23 protein-coding genes, 2 tRNA genes and 1 pseudogene are annotated in these 24,997 nt (G+C 34.4%); 16 read left to right on the top strand and 10 right to left on the bottom strand.

Annotation, left to right across the window (positions count from 1 at the left end):
* Nucleotides 1–77: 77 nt before the first annotated feature.
* Together ACGH6Q_RS03725 and ACGH6Q_RS03720 are read right to left on the bottom strand one after the other, a co-directional pair.
* Nucleotides 78–179 (bottom strand): annotated as a pseudogene (locus tag ACGH6Q_RS03725) (IS5/IS1182 family transposase); the annotation flags it as partial.
* A gap of 155 nt (nt 180–334) precedes the next feature.
* A complete protein-coding gene (locus ACGH6Q_RS03720; RefSeq protein ID WP_411591949.1) occupies nt 335–736 on the bottom strand; it encodes an SMI1/KNR4 family protein in 402 nt (133 codons plus the stop codon).
* A gap of 360 nt (nt 737–1,096) precedes the next feature.
* Between ACGH6Q_RS03720 and ACGH6Q_RS03715 the strand changes: the two genes are divergently transcribed.
* Entirely contained in the window at nt 1,097–1,747 is a 651-nt protein-coding gene (locus tag ACGH6Q_RS03715; protein ID WP_034912801.1) for a DUF421 domain-containing protein, read from the top strand.
* 74 nt (nt 1,748–1,821) lie between these two features.
* Here the strand turns inward: ACGH6Q_RS03715 and ACGH6Q_RS03710 are convergent, their stop codons facing one another.
* Entirely contained in the window at nt 1,822–2,094 is a 273-nt protein-coding gene (locus ACGH6Q_RS03710; RefSeq protein ID WP_065589760.1) for a DksA/TraR family C4-type zinc finger protein, read from the bottom strand.
* A 165-nt stretch (nt 2,095–2,259) separates the two neighbouring features.
* Here ACGH6Q_RS03710 and msrA point away from each other — a divergent pair, with 165 nt between their 5' ends.
* The 3 genes from msrA to msrB are packed head-to-tail and all read left to right on the top strand — an operon-like array spanning nt 2,260 to nt 3,822.
* On the top strand, nt 2,260–2,787 hold the full coding sequence (msrA, locus tag ACGH6Q_RS03705; RefSeq protein ID WP_411591948.1) for a peptide-methionine (S)-S-oxide reductase MsrA: 528 nt from the start codon (nt 2,260–2,262) through the stop codon (nt 2,785–2,787).
* 15 nt (nt 2,788–2,802) lie between these two features.
* A complete protein-coding gene (locus ACGH6Q_RS03700; RefSeq protein WP_065561168.1) occupies nt 2,803–3,330 on the top strand; it encodes a cytochrome b in 528 nt (175 codons plus the stop codon).
* A 48-nt stretch (nt 3,331–3,378) separates the two neighbouring features.
* Nucleotides 3,379–3,822 (top strand): peptide-methionine (R)-S-oxide reductase MsrB, encoded by a 444-nt coding sequence (gene msrB, locus ACGH6Q_RS03695; protein WP_174798341.1) that lies wholly within the window; start codon nt 3,379–3,381, stop codon nt 3,820–3,822.
* Nucleotides 3,823–3,882: 60 nt separating this feature from the next.
* Here the strand turns inward: msrB and lptG are convergent, their stop codons facing one another.
* Entirely contained in the window at nt 3,883–4,947 is a 1,065-nt protein-coding gene (gene lptG, locus ACGH6Q_RS03690; protein ID WP_297223796.1) for an LPS export ABC transporter permease LptG, read from the bottom strand.
* 10 nt (nt 4,948–4,957) lie between these two features.
* Entirely contained in the window at nt 4,958–6,061 is a 1,104-nt protein-coding gene (gene lptF / locus ACGH6Q_RS03685; protein WP_296302873.1) for an LPS export ABC transporter permease LptF, read from the bottom strand.
* 137 nt (nt 6,062–6,198) lie between these two features.
* On the opposite strand from lptF, the gene ACGH6Q_RS03680 reads away from it, so the two are divergent.
* The 6 genes from ACGH6Q_RS03680 (at nt 6,199) to ruvB (ending at nt 13,055) form a co-directional block, all read left to right on the top strand.
* Nucleotides 6,199–7,677 (top strand): leucyl aminopeptidase, encoded by a 1,479-nt coding sequence (locus ACGH6Q_RS03680; RefSeq protein WP_411591946.1) that lies wholly within the window; start codon nt 6,199–6,201, stop codon nt 7,675–7,677.
* Nucleotides 7,678–7,693: 16 nt separating this feature from the next.
* A complete protein-coding gene (locus tag ACGH6Q_RS03675) occupies nt 7,694–8,149 on the top strand; it encodes a DNA polymerase III subunit chi (protein ID WP_411591942.1) in 456 nt (151 codons plus the stop codon).
* Nucleotides 8,150–8,677: 528 nt separating this feature from the next.
* Complete coding sequence (dnaX, locus tag ACGH6Q_RS03670) at nt 8,678–10,885, top strand: DNA polymerase III subunit gamma/tau (RefSeq protein WP_411591941.1); 2,208 nt, start codon at nt 8,678–8,680, stop codon at nt 10,883–10,885.
* A 31-nt stretch (nt 10,886–10,916) separates the two neighbouring features.
* Nucleotides 10,917–11,255 (top strand): YbaB/EbfC family nucleoid-associated protein, encoded by a 339-nt coding sequence (locus ACGH6Q_RS03665; RefSeq protein ID WP_065561174.1) that lies wholly within the window; start codon nt 10,917–10,919, stop codon nt 11,253–11,255.
* Nucleotides 11,256–11,428: 173 nt separating this feature from the next.
* On the top strand, nt 11,429–12,037 hold the full coding sequence (ruvA, locus tag ACGH6Q_RS03660; RefSeq protein WP_411591940.1) for a Holliday junction branch migration protein RuvA: 609 nt from the start codon (nt 11,429–11,431) through the stop codon (nt 12,035–12,037).
* 13 nt (nt 12,038–12,050) lie between these two features.
* Nucleotides 12,051–13,055: a Holliday junction branch migration DNA helicase RuvB gene (gene ruvB / locus ACGH6Q_RS03655; protein WP_065574873.1), complete on the top strand. Its 1,005-nt coding sequence runs from the start codon at nt 12,051–12,053 to the stop codon at nt 13,053–13,055.
* Nucleotides 13,056–13,148: 93 nt separating this feature from the next.
* On the opposite strand, the gene cysK is transcribed toward ruvB, so the two are convergent.
* Complete coding sequence (gene cysK / locus ACGH6Q_RS03650) at nt 13,149–14,114, bottom strand: cysteine synthase A (protein ID WP_065589751.1); 966 nt, start codon at nt 14,112–14,114, stop codon at nt 13,149–13,151.
* 486 nt (nt 14,115–14,600) lie between these two features.
* Nucleotides 14,601–14,677 (bottom strand) — tRNA-Val (locus ACGH6Q_RS03645).
* 280 nt (nt 14,678–14,957) lie between these two features.
* Between ACGH6Q_RS03645 and recQ the strand changes: the two genes are divergently transcribed.
* From recQ to ACGH6Q_RS03620, 5 genes are all read left to right on the top strand, one after another.
* Complete coding sequence (gene recQ, locus ACGH6Q_RS03640; RefSeq protein WP_411591938.1) at nt 14,958–16,787, top strand: DNA helicase RecQ; 1,830 nt, start codon at nt 14,958–14,960, stop codon at nt 16,785–16,787.
* Nucleotides 16,788–17,052: 265 nt separating this feature from the next.
* Nucleotides 17,053–17,895 (top strand): Rossmann-like and DUF2520 domain-containing protein, encoded by an 843-nt coding sequence (locus ACGH6Q_RS03635; RefSeq protein WP_411591936.1) that lies wholly within the window; start codon nt 17,053–17,055, stop codon nt 17,893–17,895.
* A complete protein-coding gene (panB, locus tag ACGH6Q_RS03630; RefSeq protein WP_065574775.1) occupies nt 17,892–18,746 on the top strand; it encodes a 3-methyl-2-oxobutanoate hydroxymethyltransferase in 855 nt (284 codons plus the stop codon). The genes ACGH6Q_RS03635 and panB overlap by 4 nt, the downstream gene beginning before the upstream one ends.
* 5 nt (nt 18,747–18,751) lie before the next feature.
* Nucleotides 18,752–19,600, top strand: a complete 849-nt coding sequence (gene panC / locus ACGH6Q_RS03625) for a pantoate--beta-alanine ligase (protein WP_174798308.1) — start codon at nt 18,752–18,754, stop codon at nt 19,598–19,600.
* A gap of 193 nt (nt 19,601–19,793) precedes the next feature.
* Complete coding sequence (locus ACGH6Q_RS03620; RefSeq protein ID WP_411591932.1) at nt 19,794–22,652, top strand: valine--tRNA ligase; 2,859 nt, start codon at nt 19,794–19,796, stop codon at nt 22,650–22,652.
* A 49-nt stretch (nt 22,653–22,701) separates the two neighbouring features.
* Here ACGH6Q_RS03620 and ACGH6Q_RS03615 read toward each other — a convergent pair whose 3' ends face one another.
* Nucleotides 22,702–23,382 carry an OmpW family outer membrane protein gene (locus tag ACGH6Q_RS03615; protein WP_411591931.1) on the bottom strand — a complete coding sequence of 227 codons (681 nt, stop codon included), beginning with the start codon at nt 23,380–23,382 and terminating at the stop codon, nt 22,702–22,704.
* Between the two features lie 217 nt (nt 23,383–23,599).
* On the opposite strand from ACGH6Q_RS03615, the gene ACGH6Q_RS03610 reads away from it, so the two are divergent.
* Nucleotides 23,600–23,675, top strand: a tRNA-Lys gene (locus tag ACGH6Q_RS03610).
* A 164-nt stretch (nt 23,676–23,839) separates the two neighbouring features.
* Here ACGH6Q_RS03610 and ACGH6Q_RS03605 read toward each other — a convergent pair.
* A complete protein-coding gene (locus ACGH6Q_RS03605; RefSeq protein WP_141672694.1) occupies nt 23,840–23,995 on the bottom strand; it encodes an integrase core domain-containing protein in 156 nt (51 codons plus the stop codon).
* On the bottom strand, nt 23,985–24,347 hold the full coding sequence (locus tag ACGH6Q_RS03600; protein WP_411591929.1) for a hypothetical protein: 363 nt from the start codon (nt 24,345–24,347) through the stop codon (nt 23,985–23,987). Before ACGH6Q_RS03600 ends, ACGH6Q_RS03605 begins: the two co-directional genes overlap by 11 nt.
* Nucleotides 24,348–24,997 lie beyond the last annotated feature (650 nt).

The raw sequence follows: 24,997 nt of genomic DNA, 5'->3' as shown, positions 1-24,997 counted from the left end.
GAACAATATGAACAACAATATTACCAAAACGAAAAAATGATAGAGGTGGGCACTGTCTAATATTTTGGCGAGGATCACCTGATAATCGAGCCATCTAGGAACACCCATTCAAAATCCGCTAGTTGTGATAAATGTTTGAAAATATCAACTAATATTCCTTTTTTAGACCACAAATTAAACTCACATCATGCCGTCTAAAAAATAATCACGAAAGATCAACACGCCCTAATACTTTATGATTAAAATACTCAACTGAAAACTTATAAGGCGTTAATTTTTTTATGTATATTCATTGCAACATTTTTTTAATTACTTTAAACAATGCGATTAATTCCTACAGCTTATTTATAAAGCTATCAAATGATTCAGATACTAAAACCAATTCTTTTTCATCCATCAGCCATATATATGTTTCTCCATAATTTTCATTTTTTAATGAAAGTAAAAAACAATTTCCACCCTCATCATAAGCAAAAGGAATCATATCTTTTAAATTAGAAAAGTCATCAATTAAATTAGTGTAAATATCTTCTATAGTTAAATCGCCATATTTTATTGGATTAAAGCCACCTAATAAAAAGAAATTATGTTCACCGTTTTCGGGAGGGTAACCACCATTAAATTTAATGTAAAAATCAATAAATGAAAGTGGAATTTCTTTATCAAAATAGTTGCTAAATTCTTCAATTTCTTCAAAAGATAATTGTTTTTCCGATTCTTCGATTATTAGTTGCATTTGTTATTATCCTTTTTAACTGGAAATATATACTTTTTGATTGTTTTTGTGGGTAAATATTTTACCTTCATTTCAAACTTAAAACACACCGATTTACAACATTGCATAATAGAAATTAGTTATCGCAATCAAAGTAATAATCTTATAATTTGTGTGAATTTTAGAGTAAAATACAATCAATAAATTATATTAATAATCATACTTTGTTTTAGTCATGAAAATAGAACCGTATTGATCATTAATCAAACAAAAATTATACCAGTTTTACATAAATTATTACCCGTTTCGATACAGAAGTTTCTATTGATTCTGCATTTGGAATTGTAGTTCAACATATTTTGTTTAGCTTGGAGAAAGGAAATGTATTTATTAGAAATGGCACCAAAATTTTTATTAGCTTTAATTATTTTACTTGTTTATGTGAAGTTATCGGGTAAAAGCCAAATAGCACCTATGTCACAGCTTGATCAGGTCGGTAGTATGGTTATTGGTGCGTTGGTTGGGGGGGCCTTACTTAGTCCGACAGTATCTTCTTGGGAATCGGCTGGATTAGTGGCTATTTGGGCTGGCTTACTTGTTTTAATTCGATTTATCAAATCTAAAAACTCACGTTTACGCGATGCTATAGATGGCGAACCAATCCAACTTGTTAAAAATGGGCATTTAATAACGGATAATTTTGTTAAAGCCAACTTACCAGTAAGGGATTTTGAAACCTTAGTCAATATACAAGGCATAGCTTCTTTTGATGAGTTAAAAGAGGTTTGGTATGAATTAAATGGTTCGTTAACTGTTATCAAAAAAGGTGATAAAGATATTGCCGTGCTAATCATCGAAAATGGCGGTATTAGCCATGACAATTTAGAACAACTTAAAAAAGATGAAAATTGGGTTAAACAAGAAATTGCAAAACAAGGTTATGAAAAATTAGAAGATATTTTTTGTGCTGAATGGTTTGATAATAAATTAATTGTTTATCCTTATGACGCTGTTCGTGAAGGTAAAAAATAACTATTGTTTGTATCTTAGGGTGGGTAATAATCCACCCATCTTTTAGCTCAATTGGTTAAAAATGTATCTTCAAATTAACGTAGTTGGCTATCTTTGCTGCCACGACGATTATATAGACTTGATGTTTTAGCTAATTGTTTATCGATTTCTTGTTGGCAAGACAAACAATATTGTACGCCAGGCAATGCTGACCTTCTGGCTTCTATAATAGGCTCTCCACATTCAATACAAAAATGAGCACTAATTGTACCGTGATTGAGTTGTCTTCTTGCGTTTTCGATGGCATCAGCAATAGTGCCTTCGATTTGTTGATTAACGGCATCGTCAGACGCCCATCCACTTGCCATAAATGAATCCTTCTATAACTGAAATCGTTGACCAATGATATGGTGTTTTTTTAAACATTTTCAAGTAGTATGCTAATTTAAAGCAGTGTATTTTAGTGTTAATAATTATGCTGAAGTTAAGCAATAAATAGAAGAATTGTTTAACATATTAAGTGGGAGGTTATTATGCAACAATATGAACAAGCAACATTTGCTGGTGGTTGTTTTTGGTGTATGGTTAAACCCTTTGATCAGTATGAAGGGGTTATTAGTATTGTAGCAGGATATACTGGGGGGAATGTTATCAATCCAGCCTATCAGCAAGTTTGCTCAGGCACAACAGGGCACACCGAAGCGGTACAAATTAAGTTTGATCCAAAAGTTATTAGTTATAAAAAATTGCTTGAAATTTTTTGGAAACAAATCGATCCAACTGATTCACAAGGGCAATTTGCTGATCGAGGTGATTCTTATCGTCCTGTTATTTTTTATCATAATGAATATCAACATAAACTAGCATTATCGTCTAAACAAGCGTTACAAGATAGTAAGAAGTTTAATAAGTCTATAGGTGTCGCTATCGAGCCTGCGGTTGCTTTTTACCTAGCTGAGGATTATCACCAAAATTATTATACAAAACAACCCCAGCATTATAATCAATATTATCAATTATCAGGGCGATCAAAGTTTTTAGTACAGCATTGGCAAAAATAAAGAGGCAATTGAATTATGCAAAACTATCCGCAATATAGTAGTAAACAAAAATGGAACCATTGGTTAACATTGATACTGATTGTATTAACGTTTTTATTAGTGTTATTTAAGGTGACGTTGTCACATTATTTGGGTGGTATGTTTACTATTTATTTATTGCATAAATCTTTTGGCGTGTTGATATTTGTAATAACCTTGTGGCGTTTTACAATTATTAAAGCTGAAGGTGTGCCTAATGTCTTGCCCAAAAATCAAAAACTACAACGTATTTTATCGAAGTCCATACAAGGGTTTATTTACATTTTTTTAATTATTGTGCCTCTGTCTGGGTACTTAATGAGTAGTCGGTCGCTGAATTTTTTTGGCATCATTTCTATTCCGGCTATTGATATGCCTAACATGTTTTATGATTTTTTTCATATTATGCATAAGTTCAGCTCATATTTATTAGCAATTTTACTTATTTTACATATAGCTGGCGCCTTATATCATTATTTTTGGATTAAAGATAAAGTATTGCAATCAATGTTAAATCGTAATTAATTCTATTATTTAAAATAAATAACATAAAGGTGACTTATGAATAAAACAATGAAGGAAAAAGCACTGTCCATATTAACACCTATGCAATATCACGTAACTCAAAAAAATGGGACTGAACCACCGTTCGAAAACGAATTTAACTCTAATCATGAGGAAGGGATATATGTTGATATTGTATCTGGCGAGCCGTTATTTACTTCGTTAGATAAATTCGATTCAGGATGTGGCTGGCCTAGTTTTGCTAAACCGATAGAAAAGGGCAATATTGTTGAAAAAAAGGATACCAGTTTTGGTATGCGACGTATTGAAGTGCGATCTGTGGAAGCTGATTCTCATCTTGGACATGTCTTTAATGATGGTCCAAAAGAGTTAGGAGGATTACGTTATTGTATTAACTCGGCTTCCTTACGATTTATACCTAAAGAGGAACTAGAAGATGCAGGTTATGGGCAATATTTAAACCTGTTTGATAAACAATCACAGACAGCATAATCGCACAAATATAAAAATCCTATCATCTAAATCAGATGATAGGATAAAATTTTAAAAGACCTAGTTTTTCCTTTTAAATAAAATATAACTAATCAATAAAAATACGAAACTGGTTATAAGCGAACCAATAACAGGGTAAATACCAATAACAATACTTACTTGGGCAAACAAATTATCGGCAATATAAAATAAGAAGCCAAAGCTGATGCCTATCACCACACGAATCCCCATTGATACGCTACGCAATGGACCAAAAATAAACGATAAAGCTAACAACATCATCACAGCAACTGAAATTGGTTTAATGATCTTTTTCCAAAACAGCAAATCATAATACTTAGTATCTTGCCCAGAGTTTTTTAGATATTGTGAATACTCATAAAGCCCTGAAGCCGACAACGAGTCAGGATCAAATGCGACAATATTTAATTTATCAGGAGTAATGCTTGTTTTCCAAGGCATGGATATCGTATTTACACCAACTACTTTATTGGGCACTGTTAGATCATTTTTTTCAACTTGCGATAATGTCCAAGTATCATTTTCATACACTCCATAAGCAGCATAGGTAATAGATTGAAGCTTATTTTGGTCAACTGAATAAATATAAACATTCGAAATCGAATTATCGTTATTTACATGGCCAATAAAAACATAATCATTACCATCTTTAGCCCAAAGACTGCCTTGTTCAGCCATTAACGAATTACCATAAAGCTTTTCAGAACGCATATTGCGTGCAGTTTGCTCGCTAACTGGAGCAACCCATTCACCAACCGCCATTGTAATTAGTACTAGTGGTAATGCTGTTTTCATCACCGCAAATGCAATTTTGAAACGACTAAAGCCAGATGTTTCCATTACAATTAATTCACTGCGGGATGCTAACAATCCTAAACCAATCAATGCACCCAATAACGCAGCCATCGGGAAGAATACTTCTAAATCTTTTGGAGCCATTAAAAGCGTATAAATACCGACAGAAAACGCATCATAATCAACTTTAATTTTTCGAAGCTGATCAATAAAACGGATGATACCCGACAAACTGATAAGTAAAAAAAGACTAACACCAATGGTGCTTAAAATAGTTTTACCGATATAACGATCTAAAATCGAAAACACGCTTTGCTCCTTAAGATGCAGAATATTTTAAGCGAAGTTTACGCATAAATAGGTTATCCCAACAATTCAATATTATCGCTAACACAAAATATCCTAAATTCAATATATAAAACCACAATTCCGGATCTAACCGACCTTTACCTGCATTAGCCTTAATTGAACTGGCTGATAAAAAGTAAACTAAATAGAGCAGTAAAGCAGGTAAAACTTGTGCAAGGCGTCCTTGTCGTGGGTTTGATACGCTCAGTGGAATAACTAAAAAGGCCATTAATGGTACTGAAATAATTAGCGTTATCCGCCAATAAAATTCCGCAACAGCTTTAGGTGTATTAGTGTTAATAAGCTCTAATATTCCCAATTGCTGAACATCGATTTTATCGTTATCCTCGTTAGTATTTAACTCTTTGGGTTTTATGATACCTAAATAATTATGAAAGTTTGAAATTCTAAAATCTTTTAATTGTGCTGTGCCTTCATAACGATTAGCATTTTCAAGTGTAATAATTTGGTTACCTTCGTTATCGTGTCCAGTCTTACCTTTATTAGCAATAATAATAGAAGGTCGTTGATTTGCTTTTGGATTGATTTGAGCAATAAAGACATTCTCTAAATTGTTATTATCCACATTACCAATGTAAATAACTGAATTACCATCTGGCGTTTGTTGGAATTGTCCTGCTAATAATCCAGCTAAACTAGGATTGATCTTAGCATTAGCAACCAATTGATCTTGCTTAACGTTAGACCAAGGACCAAACCAAAGTGAATTCATTACGGTTAATATACTAGTTAAAATGCATAGAAAAAATACTACTTGATAAGTTAAGTTTTTCTTAACACCACATGCATGCATTGCTACCATTTCACTATCAGAATAAAGTCGCCCGAAAGTAACAAGTACACCAAGAAAAAGGCTCAGCGGCAAAATAAGATCGGCCATATTTGATACGCCTAAAACTAGTAACGGCATAATTAATTCACGAGGGATTGAACCATCGATTGCGCTCGACAAAATTCTAATTAATTTTTGAGAAAAGAAAATCAGCAACAAAATAAATAAAATTGCCCCTTGGGTTTTCAATGTTTCTTTCACTAAATATCGACGAATTATCACATCTTACCTTTATCTGTTGGCACAAAACCAGACTATTATAATCTGATTTGTTTCGTTTTAGTTATCTTTTTGTTGCTATCCAACAATGAACCGATAGAATATAAATTATCTGCACTAATTCATAAACGAGAAGCACCATGGAATTTCAAATAAAAAACAGTACTATTATAACTAAACAAAAAACAGAGTGTTTAGTTGTTTCAATCGATTCAAGAAAAAACCAGTCTGATTTTGTCAAAGATATCGATAAATCAACCAATGGTTTAGTTAGTCAACTTATCAAATCAGGTGATATAAGTTACGAACTAGGTAAAACTACTTTGCTATATCCAAATAACAATTTAAAACAAAAACTTTTATTTGTTGGTTGTGGCAAAGCAAAAACATTTGACTCAGTTCAAGCTAAAACCGTTATTAAAGCGGTAATAAAAGAACTACTAGCCAAAAAAATTAAAAATATCGCATGGGATCTATTAGCGTTCAATGAAGTAAATAGCCTTGAAATAGCCAAACAATTGCCGCAAATTATTAGCGATATAACTTATCGTTTTGATGATTTTAAAACGACTAAAGATCCTGTACCAAGCTTAACTAAAGTGACATTATTAATTCATAATAAGAAAGCGTTATCAGCATTAACTGATAACTTGTTACAAGGGCAAATTATTGCTAATGCTATTACCGTAACAAAAACAATTGCCAATATGCCGTCAAATATTTGTAACGCAAAATACTTAGCCGAACAAGGTAAACAACTAGGCAAACAGCATTCATCATTAAAAGTAACCTGCCTTGGCGAAAGCGAATTGGCAAAATTAAACATGAACGCTTATTTAGCAGTAGGGCGGGGTTCGCAAAACGAATCAATCATGACTATTATTGAATACAAAGGTGCTAAAGATAAAAAAGCCCAGCCGTATGTTTTAGTCGGCAAGGGACTAACCTTTGATTCAGGAGGAATATCAATCAAACCATCTGCAGGCATGGACGAAATGAAATACGATATGTGCGGTGCGGCAACCGTTTATGGTGTTATGCAGGCTGTGGCAGAGTTAAAATTACCTATTAACGTTGTTGGAGTCATGGCGGGTTGTGAAAACATGCCTGACGGCAACAGCTACCGTCCTGGCGACATATTGACAACCATGTCAGGTACTACAGTTGAAGTGATTAACACTGATGCTGAAGGTCGCTTAGTCTTATGTGATGCTTTAACATATGTTGAACGTTACAATCCAAAAACTGTTATTGATATTGCCACTTTAACTGGCGCTTGTATCGTTGCACTAGGACATCACTATACTGGAGTAATGGGTAATAACGACAAATTAGTTGCACAATTGATCTTATCATCCAACAAAGCAGGCGACAAAGCATGGGCGCTACCGATTGATAGTGAATTCCAAGAACAAATCAAATCAACCTGTGCTGATATTGTTAATACTGGTGGTCGAGATGGCGGCACCATTACTGCGGCATGCTTCTTATCACGTTTTACCGAAAAATATCAATGGGCACATCTAGATATTGCTGGCACAGCGTGGAAATCTGGTGGGCAAAAAGGAGCAACGGGTCGTCCAGTTGCCATGTTGATTCAATATCTACTAGATCAATAAATCGAGCTAAGATTTTATGAAAAAAGTGATCTTCTATTTACTTGAAAACCAAACAGAAGCCGACGAGTATGGCGTGCTTTTTTACGAAAAACTAGCATGCAAAAAAATAGTTGAAGCATGGCACGCCAATCAGCGCGTGCAAGTTGCTTGTCAAGATCAGGGTCAAGCAGAACGAATAGACGAGTACCTATGGCAACTCGAAACCGACAATTTTGTTCCGCATAATTTGGCTGGTGAAGGCATGAAAGGGGGATCACCTGTTGAAATTAGCTGGCCACAAAAACGCAGCAGCGGCACACGTCAGCTACTTATTAATTTACAAGAACAATTTCCTGAATTTGCAGGTGTTTATCGTGATATTATCGATTTTGTGCCAGTGGATGAGCAGCTTAAGTCATTAGCAAGGAAACGGTACAAGTTGTATAAAGAGGCAGGATTTAATCTTAAAACGATTTCAATTAATTGCGAATAATATTAGGGAAGTTTTTTTATTTCTTCACTGATTATTTTTTCTAAAACTTAATGTGAAAATTAAATAAAATCAACAGCCTACCTGAATGTTTTTTAATGGCGAAATCTGTGCATTATCCAAAAACTCAAAATTCACGCCAACCCTTTTTTTATTTTTTATTGATGGGTAAAAATTAATGAAAAACAATAAATTAAAATCATCTTGTAGAAAAGGGTATTTTAAAGCAGAAAACCTGTTTTGCTTTTGCAAAACTATGTTTATAGTATATCTGTTTCTCTATTAACGCCATATAGGTGGTTTAGAAAAACGCTCTTTTTTCGTTGTGCTTTCTTATATATTCCATTTTATAATTTGTTAGGTATGTTTAGGATAGCACTATTACACTTTTATTTTTTAATAGCAAATTTAGGTTTTCTCAAGCTAAATTTTGTTGATTAATATTGCTTCGATTATTGACTGTATCAAGACTATTTTGCCAGTTTATGATATGATTAGTGCCAAATTCAATGGCAATGAGTTATGGTGATTATGAGTTATCAAGTTCTGGCACGCAAATGGCGACCAAAATCATTTTCTGAGGTTGTGGGGCAGCAACATGTCCTTAAAATTTTGTCTAATGCACTTTCGCTAGGGCGAGTTCATCATGCTTATTTGTTTTCAGGCACTCGAGGAGTAGGTAAAACGTCAATTGCGCGTTTGTTAGCAAAAGGGCTGAATTGCGAAACAGGCATTACTGCTACACCATGTGGAGTTTGTGATAATTGTCGTGATATTGAACAAGGTCGTTTTGTTGATTTACTTGAAATTGATGCCGCATCTCGTACCAAGGTCGAAGACACTCGTGAAATACTTGATAACATCCAATATTTACCAACTAAAGGGCGCTTTAAGGTTTATTTGATTGATGAAGTGCATATGTTATCGCGCAGTAGCTTTAATGCACTTCTTAAAACCCTAGAGGAGCCACCTGAGCATGTTAAGTTTTTATTGGCAACTACAGATCCGCAAAAATTACCTATAACTATTTTATCACGTTGTTTGCATTTACATTTAAATGTATTAGATACAACATTAATTGGCCAGCAACTTGAACATATTTTAAAATTAGAGCAAATCAGCAGCGATCCGAAAGCGATTGGGTTATTAGCTAAAGCAGCTAATGGCAGTATGCGTGATGCGCTGAGTTTAACCGATCAAGCGATTGCTCTTGGTAACGGTAAGGTCGATGCAGAATCAGTGTCGGTAATGCTTGGTACACTTGATAAGTCGGTTCCTTTTGCAATTGTTGAAGCATTACATAATAGTGATGGTAATGCCTTAATGCAACAAATTGAAGCAGCTGCTATACAGGGCGCTGATTGGGATAATCTGTTAGCCGAAACCATTACTTTATTGCATCAAATTGCGTTATTACAAGTAGTGCCAACTGCTTTGGGTGATTATATTGATAATGAAGAGCGCATACGTTTTTTAGCACAATATATGGCACCTAACGATGTGCAGTTGTTTTATCAAATTTTGCTAATGGGTCGTAAAGAGCTTTCTTTTTCGCCTGATAAAAAAATTGGTGTCGAGATGAGTTTTTTACGCGCTTTAGCCTTTATGCCAAAGGTGGTTGATGCTGTTACACCACCAGTTATGGCTAGTTCGGCATCTGTTCAAGGCAATAAGCAGACTCAAACTCAAAAGCAAACTAAAGAACCGCCTAATACCCAATCGCAATCACAAGCAGTAATGCATGCGAATGTATCAAGGCAAGCAGAAGCTAATAATCAGACTGTAAATCAAACTAAAAAACAATCTCGAATTCAGCAATCTGATCCTATACTTGCAACAGTGAACCAGCCAGTTAATCATACCGAACAGAATACACCACAATCAGTGATAAGTTCGTCATTAACAAATGAGCAAAGTCAGCACAACGACTTAAACGATTTAACCGTTTTGTCTTCAAAAACAGCGTCAACATCTAAAGCCAAACCAGCAACGGCGGATCTAACGATTCCTGATGATGTGTCGTCGGTGACTAAAAGCATTTTAGAAATGCGTATGCAGTTGTTAAAAGAGGAACAATATCCAAAAAAGTCTGAATCGGTTGATGTAATTCAACCAAAAAATTTAGTAATAAATAAATCACTAACACGAATTAAACAGAGCGTTGTGCCAGTAAACGATATCGATAACAACGATAACGGCAATAGTAAAGAAGATATTACCGCTGAAAATTATCAATGGCAAGCCAGTGGTCTAACTGCAATGAAGGAAGAGTTGGTGGTCGATACTAAGGCTTTTCGTGAGTCACTAAATGGTGATAAAACTCCTGAAATGATTAAGAAATTAATTACCGAAATGGCGCAAAAAGATGCCTGGTGTGCCGAGATCGAGCAATTAGATTTACCGCCGTTAATTAAGCAAATCGTAGCTAATTCAGCTTTTGAACAAGTAGATAGTGGAACGATTGTGTTGCATTTGCGTTCAACCGTTAAGCATTTGATTAATTCGATATCGAATGTGATAAAGATAAAAAAAGCGCTATGCAAACATCGTAACCAAGAGCTTGATGTAGATATTATTATTGATGATGTAAATTATAAAACACCAGTTGAAATGCGCGAAGAGTTATACCAAGAAAAACTTGCGCAGGCGAAGATAGCCATTGCCGAAGATTCAAAAGTGGCTACAATTTGTCGATATTTTGATGCTAAGATTGATGAATCCAGTATTCGTCCTGTATAATGCAGACTATATTTTTTAATGAGGAATTATTATGTTTTCAGGTGGAAAAGGTGGTTTGGGCAATTTAATGAAACAAGCCCAACAAATGCAAGCTAAAATGCAACAAGCACAAGAGGAGATCGCTAAATTAGAAGTTACTGGCGAATCAGGTGCTGGTTTAGTTAAAGTCACCATTAATGGTACTCATAGCTGTAAGCGCGTTGAAATTGATCCATCACTTATGGCTGATGATGATAAAGAGATGTTAGAAGATCTTATTGCTGCGGCTTATAATGATGCGGCTCGCCGTTTAGATGAAGCACAAAAAGAAAGAATGGCTCAGGTTACTGGTGGCATGCAATTACCACCAGGTTTTAAAATGCCGTTTTAAGTTAATGCATTAATTCAGTTAGTTAAACTTTTTGCATTGCCGACTTTGAGTACCAAGTCGGCGATATTTTTTTGTTATTGCCTGTCTATTTATACAGTTTTTCTTTATTATTTTTTTGCTATCGGGTAAACTACACCTTATTATTTGTTATGCTTTATTATTAAGGATATATTGTGATTGGTCGTTTACGTGGTACCATTATTGAAAAGCAACCTCCTAAAGTCTTGATAGAAGTCGGTGGCATCGGTTACGATGTGTTTATGCCGATGACCTGTTTTTATGAATTACCCGAAAATGGACGAGAGGTCATTGTGTTAACACATTTTTCCGTGCGTGAAGATGCCCAAATCCTATATGGTTTTAATCAAGAACAAGAGCGTGAATTGTTTCGTGAACTTATTAAAGTTAATGGAGTTGGTCCTAAGTTGGCGTTAGCCATTTTATCGGGCATGTCAGCAGCACAATTTATTAGTGCTGTTGAACAAGGTGAAATTAAAACACTAGTTAAATTGCCAGGCGTAGGTAATAAAACTGCACAACGATTAATTGTTGAGATGAAAGATCGCCTCAAACATTTTGGTGAGCAATCATCAAATGTTAGCTTGGTTTCTGATGTAGATAGTGTTCAAAAGTCAGCTAAACAAATTGAAAGCGAGGCTGTTTCAGCTTTAATTGCATTAGGTTATAAACCACAAGAAGCTAGCCGTATTATTAATAAAGTAATTAATCCTGATATGGATTGCGAAACGCTGATTCGTGAAGCCTTAAAATCAGCATTGTAAATAGAGATTTATTATGATTGAAGCGGATCGTTTGATTGCACCACAAGCGCAAAAGGAAGAAGAGTCATTAGATCGTGCAATTCGTCCAAAATATTTAGACGAATACATTGGTCAACCGCAAGTTCGTGAGCAAATGAAGATATTTATTCAAGCCGCTAAACAACGCAGTGATGCACTTGATCATGTGCTTATTTTTGGTCCCCCTGGGCTTGGAAAAACTACATTGGCTAATATTGTCGCAAACGAAATGAATGTAAATTTACGCACTACATCAGGCCCTGTTTTAGAAAAAGCCGGCGATTTAGCCGCTATGCTAACTAATCTAGAGCCAAACGATGTGCTGTTTATTGATGAGATTCATCGGCTTTCGCCTGTAGTTGAAGAAATTTTATATCCAGCTATGGAAGATTATCAATTAGATATTATGATTGGTGAAGGACCTGCTGCACGTTCAATCAAAATCGATCTTCCCCCCTTTACATTAGTAGGTGCAACAACTCGTGCAGGGTCGTTAACTTCGCCATTGCGGGATCGTTTTGGTATTGTACAAAGACTTGAGTTTTATCGGGTTGAGGATTTGGAATATATTGTTAGCCGTAGCGCTAAATTTTTGGGCATGGATCTGTCAGACGAAGGTGCGCATTTAATTGCACAACGTTCACGCGGTACCCCCCGAATTGCAAATCGACTTTTGCGCCGAGTGCGCGATTATGCCGATGTAAAATCAAAAGGTGTTATCGACAAAAAAATTGCTATTCAAGCGCTAGATATGCTTGATGTTGATAATGAAGGTTTTGATTATATGGATCGCAAATTATTACTGGCCATTATAGAAAAATTTATGGGTGGCCCTGTTGGTTTAGATAACATTGCCGCGGCAATTGGTGAAGAGCGTGAAACGATCGAAGATGTACTTGAACCTTTTTTAATTCAGCAAGGTTATATTCAAAGAACGCCACGTGGTAGAATTGCAACACCACATGCTTATCGTCATTTTGGGATAATTCAGGATAATTGAACAGTTAAAATTATACTAGTTTATGTCAACAAAAAGCGTGGCTATTTGATCAGCCACGCTTTTTTATTAATCAAGTTTAATTCTATTTGGAATTTAACCGAGCTCTTTTTCAGTAAACATGCCACTAAATAAGTCAGTACTTAAGTAGCGTTCACCAGAAGAAGGTAAAATGACTACAATAGTTTTATTAGCATTTTCTGGTAATTTTGCTAATCGATCGGCAGCATAAACGGCGGCACCAGATGAAATTCCTGCTAAAATACCTTCTTTTTCCATCAAATTACGGGCTGTTTTGATCGCTTCTTCATTTGATACTTTTTCCACCACATCAATTAAACTTAAATCAAGATTTGCAGGAATAAAACCAGCTCCAATACCTTGAATTTTGTGAGGTCCCGGCTTAATTGGTTCACCTGCTAGTGTTTGACTGATTACTGGTGAGTTGGTTGGCTCAATGGCAACAGCAGTTATATTTTTACCCTGCGTTTTTTTGATATAACGTGTTACACCTGTAAATGTACCGCCCGTTCCTACTCCAGCAATAAAAATATCGACTTTACCATCGGTATCTTGCCAAATTTCAGGACCCGTTGTTTTTTCGTGAATTTCTGGATTAGCAGGATTACTAAATTGTTGTAGCATCAGGTTCTTTTTAGGATCCCTTGCCATCATTTCCTCTGCTTTTTCGATTGCACCTTTCATACCTTTAGCAGCTTCAGTTAATACTAAGTTAGCTCCTAAGGCTTTTAGTAGCTTTCTGCGTTCAATACTCATGCTTTCAGGCATGGTTAAAGTTAGTTTATAGCCTCGAGCAGCGGCTACAGCTGCAAGTGCAATTCCAGTATTACCACTTGTTGGTTCAATTAATTCAACATCAGTAGTTAATAAACCACGCTTTTCAGCATCCCAAATCATGTTTGAGGCAATGCGGCATTTGACGCTAAAACTTGGATTGCGAGACTCAACTTTGGCTAAAATATTACCGTTACCAAAATGCTTTAATCTCACTAATGGTGTATACCCAATAGTTTGTGAATTATCATCAAAAATCTTACTCATAATAAAGTCCTTCTTTAGTTTCAATTAGCTCAAGAGAAACTCTCTCTAATTACTTAATCATATTTATCATTATAAATACTACCTAAAAAGATGGTACTAATTAATTATTATAATGATATTCATTTGAGCTATAAGGTGATCTTTGTTTGTAGGAGTTTTTTATAAATGTTAGTAATCGCCAAGATTCTAAAATTGAATTTTTGTTAAAAAATATGTTATTACAAAATATATGACTTTAAATCAACAAATTCTGGATCGGCTACACTAATTAGTACCAGTTTTATAAGGTCATTGTTATGATAAACTAAAAATAAATTAATGAAGCAAATATAAATTAGTACAGGTTAGGTAATTTTTTACGATGTTTATTTTGACTATTTTTCTCATATCAGTAATAGGGGGTATGGCTAGGGCTTAATACAGCTGAATTTTAATTGAATAGATGATAATCTGGTTTATTTGGATAATTGTAAATAGACCATAATATGGTACGCCCGGGTGGACTCGAACCACTGACCCCCACCATGTCAAGGTGATGCTCTAACCAACTGAGCTACGGGCGTATATTTGAAACACGTAAATATTAACTGTCAAATCGGTTTGTATCAAGTAAAAAAATAAAAAAACAGCTTTTTTTTTAGTCTGTTGAACTAAATTTATTATAGAATTAACATTATATGTAATAAATCCTAAAAATTACAATAGATATTGTTTAATGCAGCTGTTTAAAAAACATTTTATTTTCGGATTGAATTACCAGTTTTCGAAAATTGATGGTGGTTTGTTTACTTTAATTTAGCTATACTCGCTAGCCCAAGTCGGATTTTATATGTTTAGGTTAGTATGTCAATAAAAGATCATATTGAAGATGTTTTACAAAATGTTTTTGGTTACAAGTCATTTCGAAATCAACAAAGAGAAATTATTGAATCTATTATTGATGGTCGTGATACTTTAACAATTATTCCAACTGGGGGCGGAAAATCTTTATGTTATCAAATTCCCGCAGTTTTATTACCGGGAACAGCAATAGTTGTTTCACCCTTAATTTCTTTGATGAAAGATCAGGTTGATCAATTATTAGCTAATGGTATTGCTGCTGCCTATCTTAATGCCTCACAATCATCTACAGAACAACAAAAAGTTATCAAGCAATATTTGGAACATTCAATAAAACTATTATACGTTTCTCCTGAAAGATTGGGTGTTTACTCTTTTTCTTCATTAATTGATGAGTATCCTCCTTCATTAATAGCTATTGATGAGGCGCATTGCATTTCTCAATGGGGGCATGATTTTAGGCCTGATTATAGGCAATTAGGACAACTTTCTATTCGTTTCCCTAAAGTCCCTATTGTTGCATTGACTGCAACAGCAGACACAATGACACAAAAGGATATTATTCATCAACTTAATTTGGTTAATCCATTGGTTGTAGTAAGAAGCTTTGATCGGTCTAATATTCGTTATACAGTTGTTGAAAAATTTAATCAATTTGAACAAGTTGTTTCTTTTATTGAGACGCAAAAAGGTAATAGTGGAATTATTTATTGTTCAAGCCGTTCTAGAGTTGAAGATATGACAACTAGGCTTGCTTCCCGTGGGTTTTCTGTTAAGGCTTATCATGCTGGGTTGACTAATAATGAACGTCAACAGGCCCAAGAAGATTTTATAAAAGATAATGTGCAAATTATTGTAGCTACCGTTGCATTTGGTATGGGAATTAACAAACCTAATGTGCGTTTTGTTGTTCATGCTGATAGCCCAAGAACGATTGAATCTTATTATCAAGAAACAGGCCGTGCAGGTCGTGATGGTGTACCAGCTGAAGCTATACTATTATTTAATAGTAAAGATCTTAATTGGTATCAGCAACAAGTTATTAAAAAAGGGAATGGTCAACATCAAGATATAGAATTACAAAAGATCAATGCAATGGAGGCTTTTGCACAAAGTTTGACTTGTCGGCGCATTGTGTTGCTTAATTATTTTGGTGAAGAGAGGACCGAACCATGTAATAACTGCGATGTTTGTTTATATCCTCCAGAGCTTTATAACGGTTTAATTGATGCACAAAAAGTTTTATCTTGTGTTTATCGTGTAGAACAGCATTATGGTGCTCAATATATTATTGACGTGTTACGTGGTTCTGGGCGATCTCAAATTAAAGAAAATGGTCATGATAAGTTATCGGTTTATGGTATCGGCAAGCAGTATTCATCAGATTATTGGCTTAGTGTTATTAGACAACTAGTTTATTTGGGGTATTTAAGTCAAAATATATCTGCATTTACTACGCTTCAGTTAACACAAAAAGCGCGTCTAATACTTAGAGGTGAAATATCATTATCATTAGCTAAACCACGTTTAGAAATTGTTAAGAAAAGCAGAATTAATCGCTATGCAAGAGCGATTAATTTAACAACAATTCTATCTTACGAAGAGCGTGTTTTATTTAATAATCTCAAAAGATTACGCAAAAGTATTGCCGATGTTGAAGATATTCCTCCCTATATTGTTTTTAGTGATGCAACATTGCTTGAGATGGTTCAGACTAAACCTGAAAGTAAAAAACAGCTAATTAACATTACTGGTGTGGGTAAAATTAAGTTACAAAAATATGGTAATTTGTTTTTAGATGAAATAAATGAATTTATGATAAAAAATATGTAACAATTTTATACTGAAAAATATTTCTTGAGCTTTTACATCGTTTGGTTCTGGTAATCTTCAAAAGATACCAAATGGTTACATTTCATGTGTTGTTTCCTTCTTTCTGTATCTAATTAATAAAATAATCTACTGTTTTTTCTTTTAATTTTATAATTATTAAAATTATATCTTACTAATTTATTTTAAATGTTATTGATATCTAATTTGATTGAATATCAAGCTGATTAAGCTATAATGCAACGACTTCAAATAATTTACAGTTGTAATGATTATTGGTTTTATCGGTGCAGGTAAAGTAGGTTGCACTTTAGCTAAGTATTTTTCTATATGTGGAATGCAGATTTCTGGATTTTATAGCCAAACCTATGAACATGCAAAAGAGGCAAGTGATTTTACTCAAAGCCAACATTATACTTCTTTACCTGAATTAGTTAATGATAGTGATTGCATATTAGTCACAGTACCTGATGGTCAAATAGTCACAGTTTGGCAAGAACTTTGTCAATTATCTATTGCTAACAAATGGATTGGTCATTGTAGTGGTCTGTTAACATCGCATATTTTTAGTCAACATAAGGTTGTTCACCCATTTGCGTTTTCTTTGCATCCTTTATATGCTATTTATGATAGATTTAGTTGCTATATGGCAATGTCAGGTATCTCTTTTACTCTTGAAGCAAATGAAAATATTATCCCTCAATTACGAGCCACATTAGCTCCACTAAATAATCCTTTAGCAATTTTACCTGCAAGTAAAAAACCGTTGTATCATGCTGCTTGTGTTATGTTAAGTAATCAAGTTATTGCTTTGGTTCAAATCGGTGTTGATTTGTTTAAACAATGTACACTAGATGCTGAATTTAGTGAACAGGCTTGGCATCCATTATTTCTAGGAAATGCAAATAATATTGGTAAAGTAGGAGTGATCAATGCTTTGACTGGACCTGTCGAACGTGGTGATATTGAAACTATCAAACAACATATTATGGCAATGCCTGATGAACTCAAGCCTATTTATCTACAATTATCAACTATTTTACTTAATATTAGTCGGACAAAACATCCAAATAAGGATTATCGACAATTAGAGCTGGAGCTGTTACCTTGAAAAATACAATTCTTACACTACAAAAACGCAAGCAAAATCAACAAAAAATTACCATGTTAACTGCATACGATTATACTACAGCCAAATTAATGGACGAAAGTGGTATAGATTGTCTGTTAGTCGGTGATTCTTTAGGAATGGTGATGTTAGGTTACGATAGTACTGTATCGGTTACTATGGAGGATATGATTCACCATTCCAAAGCAGTAGCAAGAGCCGCTAAGTCAGCTTTTGTGGTGACAGATTTACCTTTTATGTCTTATCACACGTCTGTATATGATGCGGTTTTAAATGCAGGTCGTTTAATCAAAGAAGGGCAAGCTCAAGCAGTGAAACTTGAAGGTGGGCAAGCATTTTATGAACATATCAAAATGATTACACAAGCATCTATTCCTGTTGTAGCGCATATTGGGTTAATGCCACAATCTGTACTTGCTTTAGGTGGGTATAAAGTTCAAGGTAAGGATTATGAACATGCTAAAAATATTGTTCTTGATGCATTAGCGGTTGAAAAAGCTGGTGCTGCAGCTATTTTGCTTGAGTGTGTTCCGGCAGGTTTAGCGAAATTTATCACACAATTAGTTAATATTCCGACGATTGGCATTGGAGCGGGGGGGGATTGTGATGGGCAAGTGCTAGTTTATCAAGATATGTTATCAATGTATGATGGTATTTCGTCAAAATTTGTGAAATCTTTTGCATCGATTGGTGAACAAATGAAACAAGCTTTTAAATTGTATTGCCAAGAAGTTAATAATCGACAGTTCCCAGCTACAAATCATGAGTTTTCTATTGAAGATAATGTTATAGAGAAACTCAAGCTTGAATTTACTATTAACCATAAGGGCTAATACAAATGAATATTGTAAGTACAATTAAAGAAGTCCAAGCTCAAGTAAAAGCTTGGCGTCAAGCTGGGTATAGTATAGGACTTGTTCCAACAATGGGATATTTGCATGAGGGTCACCAAAGTCTAATGGCTGCGGCTAAAAAGGAAAACCAAAAAGTAATTGTGAGTATTTTTGTTAATCCTATCCAGTTTGGTCCTTCTGAGGATTTAGCCAGCTATCCTCGTGATTTAAATAGAGATAAAATTGTTTGTGAGCAGATGGGGGTAGATTTGATTTTTTGCCCAACTGTTAATGAAATGTATGTTCCTAATTTTAGTAGCTATGTTGATGTTAATGGTTTAACCAACGCATTATGTGGACAAAAGCGTCCGGGGCATTTTAAAGGTGTTTGCACTGTTGTCACAAAATTATTCAATATTACGCAACCTGATCGTGCTTATTTTGGTCAGAAAGATGCACAGCAGCTAGCTGTAATTAAACGTATGGTAAATGATCTGAATTTTAATATTGAGATTGTTGGTTGTCCGATTGTGCGTGAAGCTGATGGGCTAGCTAAAAGCTCGCGTAATAGTTATTTGTCCGAAAACGAACGATCCGCATCTGTTTGCCTTTATCAAGCTATAGAAAGTGCCAAAGCAATGATAAAGCAGGGGGAAAAGTCAGTAACTGTTATTACAAAAGTTATGCATGAGCTTATAAACAATCAACCCTTAGCTAAAATTGATTATATTGAATTTGTTGATCTAACATCTTTACAATCGGTTGATATGCTTGAGCAAGATAGTTTATGTGCATTAGCCGTTTATATTGGTAAAACACGGTTAATTGATAATTTTATATATCAACATCTCTAGTTATAACAATATTTTGGTGATAGATATATAAAACCGCTTGATATAAAGCGGTTTTTTTGTCATTTGTCGTGTAATAAAAATTTTTTAAGAAGATTAAATCAACGAGTTTATTATTCTGCCAATTTATTGTTTAGCTATTTTACTGTAGAATGGTCAAAATTTTATGCCTTAAATCAGGATTTATGCATTAATTATGAAAAATACGACTTATAATCCACAAGAAATTGAACAACCTATCTACAAACATTGGGAAGAAAGTGGGTATTTCAAACCCAATGGCGATAAGTCCCAACCAAGTTACTGTATTGCTATCCCACCACCAAATGTAACTGGGAGTTTACATATGGGGCATGCATTTCAACAAACTATTATGGATGCCTTAATTCGTTATCATCGTATGCAAGGCAATAATACTTTGTGGCAATCAGGAACCGATCATGCAGGTATAGCAACGCAAATGGTTGTAGAGCGGAAAATTGCTGCAGAAGAAAAAAAAACTCGTCATGATTATGGTCGTGATGTATTTATCGAAAAAATCTGGCAATGGAAAGCTGAGTCAGGTGGCAGCATTACAAAGCAAATGCGCCGTTTAGGGGATTCAGTTGATTGGGAGCGTGAGCGTTTTACAATGGACCAAGGCTTATCCAATGCCGTTAAGGAAGTTTTTGTTAGATTATATCAAGAAGATCTGATTTATCGCGGCAAACGTTTAGTTAATTGGGATCCAAAACTGCGTACAGCTATTTCTGATCTTGAAGTCGAAAATCGTGAAGTAAAAGGTTCAATGTGGCACTTACGTTATCCTCTTGCTGATGGTATGAAAACATCAGAAGGGAAAGATTATTTAGTTGTCGCCACAACTCGTCCTGAAACACTATTCGGTGACACAGGTGTTGCTGTTAACCCTGAAGATCCACGCTATAAAGATCTGATTGGTAAATTTGTAGTATTACCGTTCGTAAATCGTCGCATTCCTATTATTGGTGATGAACATGCCGATATGACTAAAGGTACTGGTTGTGTAAAAATCACACCTGCTCATGACTTTAATGACTACGAAGTTGGGCGTCGTCATCAGTTACCAATGATAAATATCCTAACTTTTGATGGTGATATTCGTACACAAGCTGAAGTATTTGATACTAATGGGGAACCTAGCACGTTATATTCAACTGATATACCATTAGAATTTCAGAATTTAGAGCGTTTTGCTGCCCGTAAAACTGTTCTTGCACAATGTGAAAAACTAGGTATTTTGGAAAAAATAGAACCTCATGATTTAACCATTCCTTATGGTGATCGTGGCGGTGTTGTTATTGAACCTATGTTGACGGACCAATGGTATGTGCGAGCCAAAGTGCTTGCAAAACCAGCCATTGATGCCGTCAAAAATGGTGATATTCAGTTCGTACCAAAACAATACGAAAACATGTATTTTTCTTGGATGAATGATATTCAAGATTGGTGTATTTCCCGTCAATTATGGTGGGGACACCGTATTCCAGCTTGGTATGATAAACAAGGTAATGTATATGTGGGGCGTGATGAAGCTGAAGTACGACGTGAAAATAATTTGCCAAATGATATTGAGTTAGAGCAAGATGAAGATGTGCTTGATACTTGGTTCTCGTCAGCGCTTTGGACATTTTCAACGTTAGGTTGGCCAGAAAATACTGACGACTTAACCACGTTCCATCCAACGAATGTGCTAGTGACCGGTTTTGATATTATATTCTTCTGGGTAGCTAGAATGATCATGATGACCATGCATTTTATAAAAGATGAACATGGAAAACCGCAAGTCCCATTTAAAACGGTGTATGTCACAGGTCTAATTCGTGATGAAGAAGGACAAAAAATGTCAAAATCTAAAGGAAACGTTATCGATCCTTTAGATATGATTGATGGTATTTCATTAGCTGATTTGTTAAAAAAACGAACAGGCAATATGATGCAACCACAACTTGCTGAGAAAATTGCTAAGCGAACAGAAAAGCAATTTCCAAATGGCATTGAAGCGCATGGTACTGATGCGCTACGATTTACACTCGCAGCACTAGCATCAACAGGGCGTGATATTAATTGGGATTTAAAACGTTTAGAAGGTTATCGTAATTTCTGTAATAAACTATGGAATGCAAGCCGTTATGTGTTAATGAATACTGAGCAGCATGATTGTGGTTTTAAAGGAGGAGATTTAGATTATTCGCTAGCTGATAAATGGATTTTGGCTGAATTTAATCAAACAGTTAAAACTTATCGTGAGGCATTTGATACTTATCGTTTTGATTTGGCTGCTAATATTTTATATGAGTTCACTTGGAACCAGTTCTGTGATTGGTATTTAGAACTAACGAAATCCATTTTAGCTAATGGCGAAGCATCGCAGCAACGTGCTGCCCGTCATACGTTAGTGACTGTATTAGAAGCTCTATTACGTCTGGCTCATCCAATTATTCCATTTATAACGGAAGAAATTTGGCAAAATGTAAAACTACTAATGGGTATTAAAGCTGATACCATTATGTTACAACCAATGCCTATTTTTGATAACCAGTCTTCAAATGATGAGGCAGTTGCAGATATTAATTGGATAAAAGATGCGGTAATTGCTGTACGTAATATTCGTGCAGAAATGAACATTGCACCAAGTAAGCCTCTGCAGTTATTAATTCGTAAAGCGTCACCAACAGTGCATCGAATTACTAGTAATAATATTAGTTTTATTGAATCATTAGCAAGATTATCTGAAATAGTCTTATTAGATGAAAATGAAACTGGACCTTTATCAGTAACTAAATTAGTTGACGGTGCAGAATTATTAATACCTATGGCAGGATTAATTAATAAAGAAAATGAACTTGCTCGTTTAGAAAAAGAAATTGCACGCATTGAAGGTGAAATTATGCGGATTGCAAACAAGTTATCTAACGCAAGCTTTGTTGATAAAGCACCTGCGGCAGTGGTCACTAAAGAGAAAGAAAAACAACAAGGTTATATTAATGATAAAGCCAAACTGCAAGAACAGTATTTGTTGATAAAAAATCTTTAATATTAATAATAAAAAGCCTCTCAAATGAGAGGCTTTTATACTTATTAAATCAAAATTTGTACCCAACTCCAATCATAGCAACCCAAGGATCAAGCTTATAATTGGCTGTTACTTTTGTATTGCCTAAATGTGTAGTTGCTTTCGTTTCAATATCAATATAACGTATTTGAGCATTAACGAGCCAATTTTCATTGAAAGTATAATCAGCACCAACCTGTGCTGCCCAGCCCCAGGAACTATCAAGATCTAAACCATGGAACCCAGCCTTTTTAGCTTCACCATTGAGTTTTTCATCAAAAAAGATGGTGTAGTTTATGCCCATTCCAAGATAAGGTTGAAACTCATATTGCGAATCAAGCGGATACCAAACAGCACTTAATGTTGGCGGTAGGTGTTTAATTTTTCCTAAATGAGCACCAGAAAGGCCTGTTGAATTACCACCACCTAACTTAAGCTGATGGCTAAAAGGCGTTGCAGCTAGCAATTCGACACCAATATTATCAGTAACCATATATTGAAAGTTTAATCCAAGTTGGGTATCGTTATCTGCCTTTGCTTTTAGATCGCTTTTTACTCCACCTACTTTAACATGATCACTTTTATCTTGAGGATGAACATAAACCGGTCCTCCACGAATTATAATTTCATTTGCTGTATGAGCATAAGCCAAAGAGCTTACTAATCCCATTGAGATAAGCATTGTAATTATTGTAATTGATGATACTTTCATTTTTGCCTCCAAAGTTAAATTGCGAATTAATGTAAATTATGACAACAAGTTTTAGTTAGATAAATAATATTGATTTTATAACTAATTTTATTTTACAATATTATAATACTGAATTTGATATTTCTGAGATTTATATCAAAATTCCTGACAAATAAAATTAAATTGATAACTTGCATTATTAATATAATTTATATAAAATAAACGGAAATGTTTAAGTGGGTTGTTAGCTCAGTCGGTAGAGCAGTTGACTCTTAATCAATTGGTCGCGGGTTCGATCCCCTCACAACCCACCATTCTTCTTATTTAAACTCTTATCTAATTCCAAAAAATATTATAAGATAAATAGCTAAGCTAAAAGTTATTTGCATCAAGTTGCACTGAATTGTGTATATGTTTTGTATACAAACTTTCTTGACTAAGTTGGCTAGTAATAAACTGTAGGAAAACGCCGAGTTGTTTACACTTCATGGTTAAAATAATCCTTTAAAAACTCATAAGGCGTTTTCCCTGAAATCGCTTTATGTGGTTTAACGGTATTATAAAAATTAATAAAGCGTTTTAGTTTTTGTTTTCTATCTATTGAATCGCTAAATATATGCTGATTATGCCACATTGCAATTCAAAGTTCGTATCACTCTTTCGGCTTTCCCATTCGTTTGTGGGCAGGCGGGTTTGGTGAATTTTTGATTAATACGGTGGTTGTTACACGTTTTAACAAATAAGTGTTCGCTGGTGCCTTGATATTCACGTCCATTATCGGAATAAACACATTCAATAGTATAAGGACATTGGGTTAACACATCGTTTTGTAAAAATTGTGCCGCGCTAAATTGGGATTTATCAGGGTAAATACCCGCATAAAGCTCACGTGAAAAATCATCAATACCGACAAATAAATATTCTCTAGTTTGCTGTTTTGTTTCATTTTTAAGTAAAGGTAAACGTTTGGTATCAACGTGTAGCATTTCTCCCGGATAGGTTTTGTTGTAGTGTTTAACTTGTCATCTTAATTTATCTTCAATCGATTTTTCGACTTTAACCAGACGTTTAATTCCATAACGAATGGTTTTATAACGTTCATTCTTACATTCCTTACTGGTTAAAAACACAAAACAGCTTCAATCGTGCTTTTTAGTACGTTATAAATGACTTAACGAATGGCAATAAAACGTTTAGCTAAATCAGTGACCGTTATTTTTTCTTTTGCTATATCTCTTGTCTATGATAAGGCGTTAATTTTGTTTTTTTATGTATATTTATTACAGTATTTTTTTAATCACTGTAAACAATGTGAGTAAATTTTATATATTTCTAATTAATCACTTTTCTTAATAATTAAATTAATGTTATATTTACAATATATTTACAAGAAATCTAATCATTTCATTTACTTTAAAAAGTTATGTTGTTTAGTTTATAGTTATTTTAATTTTTTTGTGAATAGGTAATATTAGTATTTTATGTTTTTAAAAGCGCAATATTTACTCATATTTTCACAAAACGTAATTAGTTAATAAAAGAACTTTAATAAATTTTATTATATAAAATCATAGGGTTAAGTGATGAAAAAATTGCAATATGGACGAAGAAATGATATAATTAATAGTAAGGTACA

The organism is Gilliamella sp. BG2, from assembly GCF_046635645.1.
Taxonomy (GTDB): domain Bacteria; phylum Pseudomonadota; class Gammaproteobacteria; order Enterobacterales; family Orbaceae; genus Gilliamella; species Gilliamella bombi.
This window is presented reverse-complemented; position numbering and strand designations above follow the sequence as displayed.